Source organism: Flagellimonas algicola, assembly GCF_005937185.1.
Lineage (GTDB): Bacteria > Bacteroidota > Bacteroidia > Flavobacteriales > Flavobacteriaceae > Flagellimonas > Flagellimonas algicola.
Genome location: NZ_VCNI01000004.1, coordinates 140,308 through 152,974 on the forward strand (window position 1 = coordinate 140,308; position 12,667 = coordinate 152,974).

At 39.0% G+C, this 12,667-nt stretch carries 13 protein-coding genes and 1 pseudogene; 7 read left to right on the forward strand and 7 right to left on the reverse strand.

Features of this window, described 5'->3' with window-relative positions; genetic code table 11:
• Positions 1-10 precede the first annotated feature (10 nt).
• The 4 genes from FGG15_RS18330 (at position 11) to FGG15_RS18345 (ending at position 2,612) form a co-directional block, all read left to right on the forward strand.
• Positions 11-853: an RteC domain-containing protein gene (locus FGG15_RS18330; RefSeq protein ID WP_138839065.1), complete on the forward strand. Its 843-nt coding sequence runs from the start codon at positions 11-13 to the stop codon at positions 851-853.
• 272 nt (positions 854-1,125) lie between these two features.
• A complete protein-coding gene (locus FGG15_RS18335) occupies positions 1,126-1,404 on the forward strand; it encodes a helix-turn-helix domain-containing protein (RefSeq protein ID WP_138839067.1) in 279 nt (92 codons plus the stop codon).
• A gap of 9 nt (positions 1,405-1,413) precedes the next feature.
• The gene (locus FGG15_RS18340; RefSeq protein ID WP_138839069.1) at positions 1,414-1,953 is read left to right on the forward strand and encodes a hypothetical protein; all 540 of its coding nucleotides are present in this window, start codon (positions 1,414-1,416) and stop codon (positions 1,951-1,953) included.
• Positions 1,950-2,612 carry an ATPase gene (locus FGG15_RS18345; protein ID WP_138839071.1) on the forward strand — a complete coding sequence of 221 codons (663 nt, stop codon included), beginning with the start codon at positions 1,950-1,952 and terminating at the stop codon, positions 2,610-2,612. Before FGG15_RS18340 ends, FGG15_RS18345 begins: the two co-directional genes overlap by 4 nt.
• 295 nt (positions 2,613-2,907) lie before the next feature.
• On the opposite strand, the gene FGG15_RS20140 is transcribed toward FGG15_RS18345, so the two are convergent.
• From FGG15_RS20140 to FGG15_RS20495, 5 genes are all read right to left on the reverse strand, one after another.
• The gene (locus FGG15_RS20140) at positions 2,908-3,066 is read right to left on the reverse strand and encodes a hypothetical protein (protein ID WP_161992007.1); all 159 of its coding nucleotides are present in this window, start codon (positions 3,064-3,066) and stop codon (positions 2,908-2,910) included.
• Between the two features lie 880 nt (positions 3,067-3,946).
• Positions 3,947-4,135, reverse strand: a complete 189-nt coding sequence (locus FGG15_RS18350) for a hypothetical protein (protein ID WP_138839073.1) — start codon at positions 4,133-4,135, stop codon at positions 3,947-3,949.
• Positions 4,136-4,187: 52 nt separating this feature from the next.
• Positions 4,188-5,084, reverse strand: coding sequence for a DUF6999 family protein (locus FGG15_RS18355; RefSeq protein ID WP_138839075.1), 897 nt, complete (start codon positions 5,082-5,084; stop codon positions 4,188-4,190).
• Positions 5,085-5,093: 9 nt separating this feature from the next.
• Positions 5,094-6,878 carry a beta-ketoacyl-ACP synthase III gene (locus FGG15_RS18360; protein ID WP_202619593.1) on the reverse strand — a complete coding sequence of 595 codons (1,785 nt, stop codon included), beginning with the start codon at positions 6,876-6,878 and terminating at the stop codon, positions 5,094-5,096.
• A 166-nt stretch (positions 6,879-7,044) separates the two neighbouring features.
• Positions 7,045-7,326, reverse strand: a complete 282-nt coding sequence (locus FGG15_RS20495) for a type II toxin-antitoxin system RelE/ParE family toxin (protein WP_138839079.1) — start codon at positions 7,324-7,326, stop codon at positions 7,045-7,047.
• Between FGG15_RS20495 and FGG15_RS18370 the strand changes: the two genes are divergently transcribed.
• Positions 7,281-7,601: a BfmA/BtgA family mobilization protein gene (locus FGG15_RS18370; protein WP_138839081.1), complete on the forward strand. Its 321-nt coding sequence runs from the start codon at positions 7,281-7,283 to the stop codon at positions 7,599-7,601. The two genes, FGG15_RS20495 and FGG15_RS18370, sit on opposite strands and share 46 nt — an antisense overlap.
• A gap of 323 nt (positions 7,602-7,924) precedes the next feature.
• On the forward strand, positions 7,925-9,508 hold the full coding sequence (locus tag FGG15_RS18375; protein ID WP_138839083.1) for a right-handed parallel beta-helix repeat-containing protein: 1,584 nt from the start codon (positions 7,925-7,927) through the stop codon (positions 9,506-9,508).
• Positions 9,509-9,694: 186 nt separating this feature from the next.
• Here FGG15_RS18375 and FGG15_RS18380 read toward each other — a convergent pair whose 3' ends face one another.
• Positions 9,695-9,901 carry a hypothetical protein gene (locus FGG15_RS18380; RefSeq protein ID WP_138839085.1) on the reverse strand — a complete coding sequence of 69 codons (207 nt, stop codon included), beginning with the start codon at positions 9,899-9,901 and terminating at the stop codon, positions 9,695-9,697.
• A pseudogene (locus FGG15_RS18385) lies at positions 9,901-10,186 on the reverse strand (transposase); the annotation flags it as partial. The gene FGG15_RS18380 and the pseudogene FGG15_RS18385, both read right to left, overlap by 1 nt.
• 1,057 nt (positions 10,187-11,243) lie before the next feature.
• Here FGG15_RS18385 and FGG15_RS18390 point away from each other — a divergent pair.
• Positions 11,244-12,332, forward strand: coding sequence for a helix-turn-helix domain-containing protein (locus tag FGG15_RS18390; protein WP_161992009.1), 1,089 nt, complete (start codon positions 11,244-11,246; stop codon positions 12,330-12,332).
• Positions 12,333-12,667 lie beyond the last annotated feature (335 nt).

A 12,667-nucleotide genomic window follows, 5' to 3' on the forward strand; every position in this document is an offset into this window, starting at 1 on the left:
AGGATTCGAAATGAAATATCAGAAATTGCTTTCGGGTTTTGAGACGCAATTGGATGCACTGGAAAGTGGAAGCGAGGATATTTTGTTCAAGGCAGAATCGGGGATTGTTTTGGTTGAAAGGGCCATAAGGAAATTACAGACTGAGATTGTCAACAAAACATTTGGATCTCAAGAAGATGAGATTTATTTCTTCAAACATATCAAACCTCAGATTTTTAGTAAACTGATCTATTACGTGAAGCTTTTTAACATTGAAAGCAAAAGGCCTAGGGGCAACGAATCCGCACAGGTAAAATATTTGCAACACCAAATAGGCAAACTCCAGATTTTTTTCAATGATAACCTGGAGTTTTATAATTACTACAGACGCGGTGCAATGTCTCTGGACAAACAGTATTTTATCCGCGGTAAGCGTGATTTAAGACTTCCCTTGGAATCCTTCCATTTTTTGATTGATGAACAATTTTCAACCTGCCATGATGGAACGGTGGCGACCATCATGGCCTATGACATGTTGATAGTGTACCTCCGACGAGAGGTGGACAATCTAAACAATACTGCTATAGAAAGCCCCAAAAGCACACCTATGGAAAAACCTTCTAAACTCTTTTGGACTGGGAGCAAGACCGATTTGATAGAATTGCTCTATGCGCTCCAATCCAGTGGTTCGATTAATAGTGGAACCACAGATATCAAGGAACTGGCTTCCCATTTTGAGCACTTTTATAATATTGACCTAGGCAACTACTACCATACCTTTATCGAGATTAGATCTCGGAAGAACAGCAGGACAAAGTTTTTGGATAGGCTTATAAAGATGCTCAACCAACGCATGGAATCTTTGGATGAGTAGGGTGTATAATTCCCACCTAGGACCCATCTTGGTGTTTTTAGGAAATATGTGATTTCTATGAGAAAATGTTCGACTTTGCTTCCCATCACTTTTGCAATTTGAAACAATAGAAGGCAATAAAAATGATTAATAAACCTTTCCCATCTCTGCCATATCTATTGAGTTAGCTTTGGAAATACCATGCAGTTTTGTACAACGAAAGTCAAATCACGGCAAAGTCGCCTTCAAAAGAACAATCCATGGCGGCTTTGCTTTTTTAAAAAGGTTTTACAATGAGCGCAACAATTATTACCACCGAAGATTTAAGGGAGTTCAAAATGGAACTGCTGGATGGCATCAAACAACTGCTAAAGGACCAAGATGGAAAAGCCAACAAAAAATGGCTCAAATCCAATGAGGTCAGGGAACTCTTGGGTATCTCCCCAGGAACACTCCAGAATCTACGCATTAATGGGACATTACGATATACAAAAATGGGCGGGATATTGTACTATGAGTACAATGAAATTATGGAGGTATTGGAAAAGAACAAAATCTATAACAGGCTTTAGACAATAGCATTGGAGCATATCAACTATATCAAACATCTTAACGGGGTGTTTGAACAATTCTCAAAAGATAGCCGTTTGAACCCAACCCATATCAGTCTGTATGTGGCCTTGTTCCAATTGTGGAACAACAATTTCTTTAAGGAAGAATTCTATATCAATCGGGAAGAGGTTATGGCGTATTCCAAGATAGGCTCCAAATCCACCTACCACCGCTGTATCAAAGATCTTAGCCATTGGAAATATATAATGTATACCCCTTCCCATAATCCATTCAAGGGAAGCCGTATCAAGATGTTCGATTTTGGGACAAGTTCTGGACAAGCGCTGTACCCAAACCGTACCAATATCGGGACAAGCAATGGACAAGCAGTGGTACCTATAATAAAACATATACAAACTATAGAAAACAATAAAAACTATGACAAACTGATAAATTTTGAAAATTCAAGTTTTCAGGATTTTGAAAACGAAGGAAAACATGGCTTACCTGTCCCATATCGGGACAACCTCAAGACCACCAAGGAGAAGGATTACAGTGAGCCCCTATGAATTACCATGCACCACATATCATTGTTGAGGGAGCTGTCCAGTACCAATTGGGCAAACTACAAGGTAAACAGATCCTGTACGATTTTGAGAAGATGGTGGTCTATCTGGATGCCAAGGGAAAACTCATGTTTGGCAAAAAATTCAAGATTTACCGAGAGGACAAAGAAATCATCTATAAACTTTGCCTGTACTTTATTGGCGATAGGACAAGATGTGCCCAATATGGTATTGATATAGATAAGGGGCTATTACTTTCCGGACCCATAGGCTGTGGCAAGACCAGCTTGATGAAATTGATGAAACACCTGGTTCCCCATCAACGACCCTATGAAGTGATTCCCTGTAGAAACATTGTGTTTTCCTTTAACCATATCGGATACAAAACCATCGAAGAATATGGCAATTCTCAATTTTTCTGTTTTGATGATTTGGGCGTGGAACCCATAGGAAGACATTTTGGAAAAGATTGCAATGTTCTGGGAGAGGTCTTACTTTCCAGATATGATTTATTCTTAAGCCACAAGCTAAAAACCCATACCACCACAAACCTGAATGCCCAAGAATTGGAAGATCGTTATGGCAACAGGGTACGTTCCCGGATGCGGCAGTTATTTAATTTACTAGCCTTTGATAAAGGGAGTAGAGATAAAAGAAGTTGAAATTTATTTTTGATCGATTTTCAATTTATGGTGTGGTGAATAGCACTTTGGAAACCTTTCATAAAAGAGTTATGCTCCGAAAACAAACTCTTTACACAAAGCGGATTTTGTAAAGAGTTGTGAGGTCTTGAAAAGGTATTGAGACTATTTAACCGTAATATTCTAGACATTTTTATAAAGACGAAATGTAAAGAGTTTTCAAAAGAGAGATCGTATTTATTAGAGAGGATTAGGGAAACATCCTTATAGGGTAGTATGACAAAACCCTAAATGTCAATTTCAGGTTAAGCGGACTCTAGAACAGATTGACCTGAATGAAATCTAGCCCATCTTGTATATTTTTAACAACCACCTTTTGTTCAAGGCCCATTTTGCCAATATCCAAATCTGGAAAGTTCATTGGATCACTGGCACAGGAGGAAAACATCAATAGTATAATGAGTGCTTTTTTCATAGGGGTACTACTTATTTATCACTTGGCTGACTGTTTTAAATCAGAAAAAAAAGGGATTGGAAAAATCTCCGCCCCCTTTTCAAACTAACTCTAACTAACTAAAAACCAACTAAGTATAAACAACTTACGCATATGAATCAATCAATATCCAGGATTCTGATTTAATCCGGCCAAATCGACTTCCCTTTCTGTTATGGGAAGCAACAATTGATGTTGCTGCGTAATATTTTCAAGCGATTGCAACGTAAATTACTTTTGTTCCACAATCGAAATCAGGGCGTTCCAATGGCCAATCCCCTTTTGGGTAAGAAGGGTACGGTTACAACTACTATCGGCCCTTAGGCTTTCTTTATTCAATCTCTGGTTTTCTTAAAAGGGTTAATCCTGTAGGCAGGCAACCCTGTCTTTACTAGTAAACATAGGGCCTTAGGTTGTTTAAAAAAAATATTTGTAATAAATGTGTTGTATTATGGGTTTTTTATCGCATTTATTTCATTCAACGTTACTTAGAGCTTTTTTTGGTCCAAATGTTTTATGTATTGGTCTTTTTGAGGCATCCATGATGTTGGTTTTGCTTTTAAATTTGATGTTGACTCATTCGGAATTAACATTAATAAGATGATTGGAGCTTTTTTAATGGGGCCTGTTGTGAGGTTGTTCAGCGCCTTTTTCCTTATGGGGGTCCTATGGACCATGTTTGTTTTTTGTGTTTCTGGTCCCGGGGGATGTGTTTCGGCAAACGTAAGTGTTACCGGATATTCTCCCTCGGGGGCTGGGGACATGAAGGAGGGGGTGCCAAAGCTTTTTATAGATTAGTTTTCTAAGATTTCTTTCCTAACATCTACTTTTTTTATCTTCATCCGTTAAATCATGGCAATCATTAGAAAAGGGTAATTCCGAAAGTACAGCGTGTGGTAAATCCCATATCTTTTTGAATGAAAGGTTTGATTTTTGCGACTTTTGATGCAGATTTATCTGCATCAATAAACTGCCCATCAGGAATCTGTCCCATTGAGATCAATGGAATTAATAATAAAACCACGAGAAACTTTGTTCTATTTCTTATCATATCGTTTAATTGAACTTCCTACTAAAACCATGTTTCATTGTCTTTTTAAAAATCATGCAACACTAGGTGTCATGATTCCATCTTGAGACCTTCCCAATTTTATATTGACAAGTATTTCGTGCAATGTCTCAGTCGCAAGTCCATGAAGAACAAGTCTATATGCTGCAGTGTAAGTGGACGTTGGCACCATGGGATGCTTGTTGTTCACAAGTCCTAAATGCCCAGGTGTACCAAGGATTTGAGTTGTATAAATAGCAACCGTTTCATCTAACTGAAGTGAATTTGAAGCCCTGACAAAATCGTTTGCCGTAAGAAAAAGTTGGTAGAAGGGTGTGAACAACTCAATAGCGGACCTTAAATCGAGTACATTGGTCCAACGACGTGGAAATTCGATATGACCGAACTGATCTTCCGAAATCATCTCAAGATTGAGGGAATCCTGTTTTTGTATGTTCAACCCATTACTTTTCAGTTGGCTATTCAGGTTTATCACAAAATTGTAGAGATTAAGGTCATGTTTGAGGAATAAATCTTCCTTCACATCATTGAAATCATAGGGCTTAAGAGGACTTGTTTTTACCTCTATCCCCGACACATTCTTTGCAATGAACTCCAAAATTTCGCTACCTGCATGGAAATGCCTAAAAATGAGCAAATTGGCATCTTGGCTAACAAAGTTCTTCAATCCCCAAGCTAGAATTTTATGTAATGCGTTGGAGGAGTTGAAAAGCTTGGGAAAGAAAAATTTGAAGACATGAATAAAGAACATGCTGATTTTTGACCAAAGTTGAACAAACGGCAGAAGATATCGGGCAGACCTACTATTGTTATCCCTCATTAATGCTTGTTTTGTACTATTGTTGATTGGGATACTACTATCTAGGTACATGGCAAGCCAAGGATTTGGATCTCTTTGGTCGTGCTTTTTAATATCAAAATCATTCCTCATATGCTCAATTTAGTAATTTCCCAATTCTTTTAGTTGTAAATGGTAAAGAAGAGCGGTTGTTTTGGCAGTCTTGGCTATTTTCATGGCTAAGTCCATATTCATTAGGGGATGGTTCAAAGCCTCCTCGAGTCTATGAAAATGATTCTCATCGGCAACACCATGATAGGTAAAAAATGACACTTGATTATCACCCAAGTTAAGCTGATCTTGGATGAGTTCGCCCCAGTAACCGGCCAACCTCTTTCCTATTCCCTCAATAATGAACATTGCACCCAAGAGGTCAATTGGATTGGGTTTGCTGGCCTGTTGAAACATGAATGATGATAGGGCCACACTCCCAATATTCTTTTCGCTGGTTTTGATTTTTTCTATAGGTTCGCCTAAGGCAACATAGTTCTTTTCCAGTAGTTGATAGTCTTTGTGCTCTGTTGCCGTATGCCGGATGAAAGCGGAACGCAGCTCAAACAGGTCAATATCGATATTTGAAGCGGCCCTGGAAATCCATTGAGACCCATCAATCACTTGTTGTCTTAAGTCAAGTAATAACAGCTTGTAATGGTCAAGGCTCAACGTCCCATGATGAATTTTTGTGACTATCGGTACTTGGAGAAGTTGGGTTTCAAAATCAATCCATATTTGGCTTAACCGTCTTACCAACCACTCTGAAGTTGAGTTCTGAACGATTTCAAGTTCTGGTGCTTTAACCTCTCTGATTGGATATTTGATCGAACCTCTATTTTCTTTGCCAACCACAGTCAATTTCATGAAGGATGTTATGAACCTTCCACTTTCAGGAACCATACAAAGAATGGTTTGGCCAACTTTCAATTTTCCAGAATACATAAGTTCTTCCAACATTATGTAGATTGAAGCTGCACCTGTGTTGCCTTTGTCGGTCAGATTGCTAAACCATTTCTCCATCGGTATATGTGCGCCTCCCTTTTTTAGAAGTTCCTTGATTGGTTTTTTGAAAAACTCTGAAGAATAATGACAGCAAAGCCAATCTATTTCTTCTGTAACAATCTTCATTTGATCTATTAATTCGAAGTAATGCGCTACACCGACCTCAATAACTCTTTGGAGCAAACGCACGTTTTGTTTTAAGTTGATGGCGCCTGCTTTTGATGCCGATTCATAATCGGGATAGTCCAGCCAACCGGTTATATCATCCTCAGATTTGCCATTTGCACCAACATACATACACAGAGGATTGTCATTGGCATGTGATTTGATATCAATCCATTCGATTTTGAGGGACAATCCATCACTGTTTGGTCTGTTTTCCAGGACCATAGCGCCCGCACCGTCTGACAGCATCCACCTTAGAAACTCGGTATCAAAAGGAAGGCTTTTTTGCCCTTGGGCTTCAAATCTTGAAGCTTTGAAAAGTCTACTGGCAAATTCACTTCCTATACAAAGAGCATTTTGTTTTTCATTGGATTTGATTTGACAATAACTGTTTTTCAAGGCCATCATTCCACTCCCACAAACACTTTGAAAGTTGGCGAGCTCACATTTTGGTATTCCAAGTTCAGCATGCACCATGCTTGCAAATCCGGGCACTGGAAGGTCTCCCTGTGTTGTGCCTGTAGATATTATCTCGATATCATCGTCTAAAATGGAACTTCGTTGAAGGGCTATTCTAGCGGCTTTTGCGGCCATCTCCGCATTTGTATGTGTGCTTTGCTGTTCCTTGTCCAAAGCGTAGTGTCTGCTCTTAATCCCGTTTTGCTCCAATATTTTAGCTTTTACCCTACTGGATGACCCATTTATTTTTCCAAGAAAAGCTTCCATTTCATGGTTAGAGACAACTTTGTTGGGAAGAAAAGTTCCTAAGGTATTTATATATACTTCATTCATATTAAGAATGCCCTTCTAAGTTTTTAAAATTTGGGCAAGCCTAAATTACAATATATATTATCCTATCTTGGATTTTAAGATCTAATCGTTTTATTTAACTTTACTTTAGGTGTTTAGAAAAATCCATCCTACCTCCTAAAACCCTAACAATGAAGATCCCATCTTGATTGATATAGTAGAATAGTACATGTGATTTGTACCTAAACCGCAAAAGCATTTTATTCTTAACCACCACATATCTCCTGCCCAGATCGAGGTTCTTAGCCAACTCTCCTAAAATCTCCTTTAAGCCATGTGCGTACTTTAAGGATTGGTTTTCTCCAAATTTTTCCAAGTTTGAAGTATCACAAGGACTTTTTTGAGTGGCATGGGTTTCTGCCATCGGAAAGACTTGAAAAGAGTATCGGGCAGGAGATAATCAAAAATCGAAAAAGCACAGATGCGGTCAGTGCCATTATCAGTGCCATTGAAAGGAACCAGACACTTCCCACCACAGGTATTATGCAGGCCCTGTTCAACCAAGAATCGGACAATGATGTAGATAAGGATGATTTTCTTAAGGGTATAATCGAAGAGAATCTGCCAAAACCAGACCCGGTTTTTGAGGGTGAGGTAATGATTCCCAGAATCAAGAATGTAAGCAAAAACATATCTTGAATGCAATAATATCCGTAAAGAGCAGTTTTTCTTAATATTATTAAACAGGTCAAATAATAGCTGCTATCTATGTATTTGTTCAGGAAAATTGGAATAAAACTTTTAATTTTTATATGTCGGTTTTCATCTTTTATCTACCCCAGTGCAATATTGAATTCAAAGGAAAATGACTTATGACATTTAGTGTTTTTTAATAACAATAAAGATTGTCCCGATGCAAGTTTTGGAACCCATCTTTCTTTTTTTTGATCAAAAGAAATAGTTCATTTCAATTTTTTGAACTAAAACCCCAAAATCATTTTTTAATATAAACCCTACTTATTATGACAACAAAAAGATGTTATTTTTTCTTTATTGTTCAATTATTTTTATTGACGAACTGTTCAGATGACTTTGAAAAATTTCCCTTAGAACAAGAGATGCAAACCCTTCCGGTAGAAGATTTCAATTATTCCTCTTCTTGTGATCCTGCAGAAGGCTCAAGAAAATATGAGGTCGGTCCGGACAAAGAATACCAAAACCTTGTAGATGTTCCATTTGAAAATTTACAACCTGGAGATGTAGTTTCCATTCATGCTAGGGAAGAACCTTATTATGAAAAAATCCTTTTGACTCAAAGCGGTACAGAAGAATTGCCCATAATTATTTGCGGTGTTCCTGATGCCGAGGGTAATTTACCAACGATAAGTGGAAAAAATGCTCGGTCCAGAAATACAGATATGAAGAATATTGTGGCTTCGTTGGGAGTTATTGCCATAACCAAAAGCAATAGCCAGCCCTATGGTACGTGGCCAAAGAATATTGAAATTAAAAATTTGCGAGTTATTGGCGCCAATCAATATTTGAGTGATGACAGCCAGCAGTTTTATGATATGGTCTCGGGTGAACTGGTTCCTTATAGTGCAGGTGCGGCAGGAATAAGAATTCAAATGGGAGAGAACATTAAAATCCAAAACAACATAATTGAATATAACGGAAATGGCATATTCGCTGTGACCAACGGTGAAATGGAAATGACCAGAAATATTCATTTATATGGCAATATCATTAGAAATAATGGAACCAAGGATATTGATAGGCATCATAATATTTATATCGAGGTGGATGGATTAACATCCATAGGAAATCAATTTGGCCCTATAAGGGAAGGAGCGAAAGGAGGTAATTACAAAAGCCGTTCTGCAGGAGATAGGATTATGTACAATCGTTTTGTAGGACCGGCCGCAAGGCAACTGGATTTGGTAGAGTCCCAAAACGGTTATGGGTTTATACATACCCTTCCATCATTTAGGGTATCCTATTTTATAGGTAATGTGATTGAAGGAAGTGAAGATGGGGCAGCCAGTATTTTACATTATGGGGGCGATGGCGATAATGGCACACCAAGTGATGACTTAAGACAAGGTACCATATACTGCTATAATAACACATTTGTGCTCAAGGGAAATAAGGAAAAATCATGGCGCAAAATGTTTTGTGACTTAAATACTTGTAATGAAAAATTATACGCTTTTAACAATATCTTTTTCTACGAAAACCCTGGTGGAGCGGAAGATTCAGAAGTAAGCATGTTTAGATACAACGGATCCGTATCCCATTTTTCCAACAACTTAATATCTGAATCGGTAGCAGCATGGTATAAAACGGATGACGATCAGAATCCATGTGGTGAAATGGATTTTGGAATTATAGAAAACATGAAGATTTCGAACACTGACTTTGACATGAATACTGCAGAAACAGGTAAGTCCTACCACCCTATGAGCGAATCTAGAGTTGTGGATAATGGGATGGAAATACCAGAAGCCCTACCACTTGTTGATAAACAATTTAAATACCCAAACGGCATTGAGGATAGAACCATTAATGGGGAAAGTATTGACATTGGAGCGTTTGAATTCCAATAGTGACCAACTCTAAACCGTCTGCCGTTATAGGGTTGGTCACCTACAAAATCTATACTCCAACATTCATTCAAACTAGAGGCATTACCTTCTGTAGGTTGCCTATGAGCAGCGGAACGGTTCGGTTTAGGGCGTTTTGACCTAAAGTTGAGTCCTTCCTCGCAATAGACCCTGTACATGAGTTTATGGTTATCCATAAAGCTTTCCCTTCTCAAAAGGATATGGATACGCCAAAAACCGTAACGTACCCGAACTGCGGCAATCTCCTTCATGCGCATCCGTAGCAGTACATCGCTGCGCCCCTTGGCCTTGTAATAAAAACGTTTTATGCAACAATATAAGCTTGTAGCAACGCTGGATGGAGATGTTGTACTCCATCCTGATGTTATCTACCATCCCACGTTTTCGGGACGGTCTCAGAGCTTTTTTTCAGTACGTCCAGCAAGTCTGTTTGTCCAAACTAAGGTCGGTCACAAGTTTCTTCAACTGCGAGTTCTCCTGCTCGAGGTTCTTCAGCCTGCGAAGTTCCGATACGCCCAGTCCACCGTATTTCTTCTTCCAGTTATAGGAAGTGGCCTCCGATATGCCCGTCTTTCGGCACACCTCTTGGAGACGAGTACCCGTCTCTACCTGTTTAATCGCAAATACAATCTTAGATTCTGAATACTTTGATCGTTTCATATGCAAATACTTGTTTAAAGTTAAATACTTTTTCGCCCGGAACCCTCTACTTCTAAACTGTCCGGTCTAATGGGAGGAAGTCATGACAGATGAAAAAAAGCAAGTTTACCGAGAGCCAGATTATCAAGGTACTCAATGGGAATATTCACGTCGATTTCCCTAAACAAATGGAACTCTAGAGTTTATTTCGACTCCTATTGGATGCTATTGGTGATTCAGCCTCAAACAATATTTAAAGTAATGATACTGTTGAAGTCCCAGAGAAGGTAATTTGGGCTTTGTTAAAAATATGAAGTGCCTGCCAAGACTGAAGATTTCATATCAGCAAAATGTTGATTTAATAATCCTTAGAACTGACCTATTCGAAATTCAGGAAAAATTCAGCATGTTTTTGGCTTATGGTAGTATATAGGGCATCTATCCACCTTTGATACTCGGTACCAACTTAAGGTTATTGAACTTGTTCATTACGGTTCAAGGATAGAGACAAAAAAACTGCAGCACTGGTCGTGATCCTGAAAACTATTGATAGCTATGGGATTTTCCAATAATATTCAAAACATTTAATAGGAATCTTTTATTGTGAAGGGCTTCTGAATTTGGATTAGCCAACATAGTTGTGCCATCCCAACCTGTTTCCAATTGCACTTATGGGACTTTTCTGCTGTAATTCGGAATTATCGTTGCGTTTGATTTTCACATTGTCCGATATTTCTTATAGATGAGTATTATATGGCATTAATTGATACGAATGAGGTGTTTCTATGTTTAAGTTCAAGGCTAAATTCCTTTTGTCTAATGCTACAAAGGAAATAAAGCTTCGAGCGGACACTGTAAAAAACTGTATAAGGCAGATAGATTCCTAGGGAGCGTCACCACAATAGCTTGGGAGCCAAGTTTTTACTCCATTTGGAGTTTGGGTCTCCGGTAACTGGGTGGATTTACATTGTCGATACTGGGAATAATACAATCAGAAGTATAACCCTTGTTCAATAGAGGCTTTGGCCTGTATATGTTGGCATTCAATGAGACAGCTATAAATGAAGCAGTGAAAACAATGAAGATAGCGAAAGTACTTAACCTCTGTCTGTTGCTGATTTTTTTGTCATTGTCCGCGTCCTATGGATCGGACCTCGCTTGCCCCAATTTTACCTACGGGCCGTCCGGATATGTGGAGACCTATGCGGGTTCACAGGAGGAAAGAGGGGGCGCTGATGGCGATTTTGGAATGGCACAATTTTATTGGCCAAATGGCATTGCCGTGGACGACAGCGGAAATCTATGGTTGAAGGAGCATGGTAGCCATAAGATAATAAGGGTGGATATGGGGACTGGGTTGGTCTCGACCTTCACCGGAAGTGTGCAGGGTTACAATGATGGTGATCTAGCCCCAGCGGTATTTTATAAATCTTATGGTATATCCGTCCGTCCGGACAGAAGTGTATTTATTGGTGATCGCGGTAATACATGTATAAGATGGATTGACCCCGAGGGGGAGGTTTCCGTTACCCTTGCTTCATTTTGGAAACCTAAAGGAGGTGCAATCGGTCAAAAACTGGCTTTCCTCTTTATAGTGCTCTTGCCCTACAGTGCCTTTTTGAACTATCTGGGCTGGAAACAGTCCAAAGAAACATTTCATTCTTTTATAATAGGCTTTGCCCAGATTGTTCCTTTGATTCTTTTCGCTTTGGGTTTTTTCTCACCAAGGTGGCCTTTATCCATCTTAAATCGTAGGCACTTAAAGGGATTTCTTAGGTTGGAGAAAAACCACAAGTATGAAAAAACAGGACTTTCCAAAGCCTTTTCCCAAGAACTTAAGACCAAACTGGAAAATTTAATGTTGACCCAAAAACCCTATTTAAACCAAGATTTGAGGCTGGATGATATCGCCAGAATGTTGGATATTTCCCGACATCATGCCTCCCAGGTCATCAATGAAAACTTTGGCTTAAATTTCTACGAATATGTCAACAAATACCGCATTGAAGAAGCCAAAGATCGCCTGAATTCCCACAGCGAAACCACAGTCCCCTCCATTTCGGAAATAGCCTACCAATGTGGTTTTAACAACAGGGTTTCTTTTTATAAAGCCTTTCGGAAAATGACCCATACCACCCCCTCAGAGTTTATGGGAAAGGGGGCTTAATCCATAGGCCCAACCCGTATCTGCCATGATCCAACCGAGCCATGTATTCCCAACCGACAACCTTTATTGAGCGGATTTGATATCTAAATCGTTGATCCCGTACCTTTTATAATCAAAGTGCAAAGCTCGATTTTTTTCCCGCTTACCCCCTTTGCTTTTCCTTATGAACCAGCAAAAACTAAAAGCTTTGCGGAGAGCTGTTAATCTTGTTCGGCAAATGTGTTAAGGTTTATAAGGATTAACAATCTCCGTGTTTTCTTTCATTTTTTTTGCTCAGCAATCTTCAAAACAGGAGCCAACTATTTCTTCCCCAATTCTTGCATTTCTCGCATTTC

What these genes read in the sequence shown, in the direction of transcription:
- FGG15_RS18330 (WP_138839065.1), top strand. Translation starts at nt 11, where the DNA reads ATGAAATATCAGAAATTGCTTTCGGGTTTTGAGACGCAATTGGATGCA.
- FGG15_RS18335 (WP_138839067.1), top strand. Translation starts at nt 1,126, where the DNA reads ATGAGCGCAACAATTATTACCACCGAAGATTTAAGGGAGTTCAAAATG.
- FGG15_RS18345 (WP_138839071.1), top strand. Translation starts at nt 1,950, where the DNA reads ATGAATTACCATGCACCACATATCATTGTTGAGGGAGCTGTCCAGTAC.
- FGG15_RS20140 (WP_161992007.1), bottom strand. Translation starts at nt 3,066, where the DNA reads ATGAAAAAAGCACTCATTATACTATTGATGTTTTCCTCCTGTGCCAGT.
- FGG15_RS18350 (WP_138839073.1), bottom strand. Translation starts at nt 4,135, where the DNA reads ATGATAAGAAATAGAACAAAGTTTCTCGTGGTTTTATTATTAATTCCA.
- FGG15_RS18355 (WP_138839075.1), bottom strand. Translation starts at nt 5,084, where the DNA reads ATGAGGAATGATTTTGATATTAAAAAGCACGACCAAAGAGATCCAAAT.
- FGG15_RS18360 (WP_202619593.1), bottom strand. Translation starts at nt 6,878, where the DNA reads ATGGAAGCTTTTCTTGGAAAAATAAATGGGTCATCCAGTAGGGTAAAA.
- FGG15_RS20495 (WP_138839079.1), bottom strand. Translation starts at nt 7,326, where the DNA reads ATGGCAGAAACCCATGCCACTCAAAAAAGTCCTTGTGATACTTCAAAC.
- FGG15_RS18375 (WP_138839083.1), top strand. Translation starts at nt 7,925, where the DNA reads ATGACAACAAAAAGATGTTATTTTTTCTTTATTGTTCAATTATTTTTA.
- FGG15_RS18380 (WP_138839085.1), bottom strand. Translation starts at nt 9,901, where the DNA reads ATGGTAGATAACATCAGGATGGAGTACAACATCTCCATCCAGCGTTGC.
- FGG15_RS18390 (WP_161992009.1), top strand. Translation starts at nt 11,244, where the DNA reads ATGAAGATAGCGAAAGTACTTAACCTCTGTCTGTTGCTGATTTTTTTG.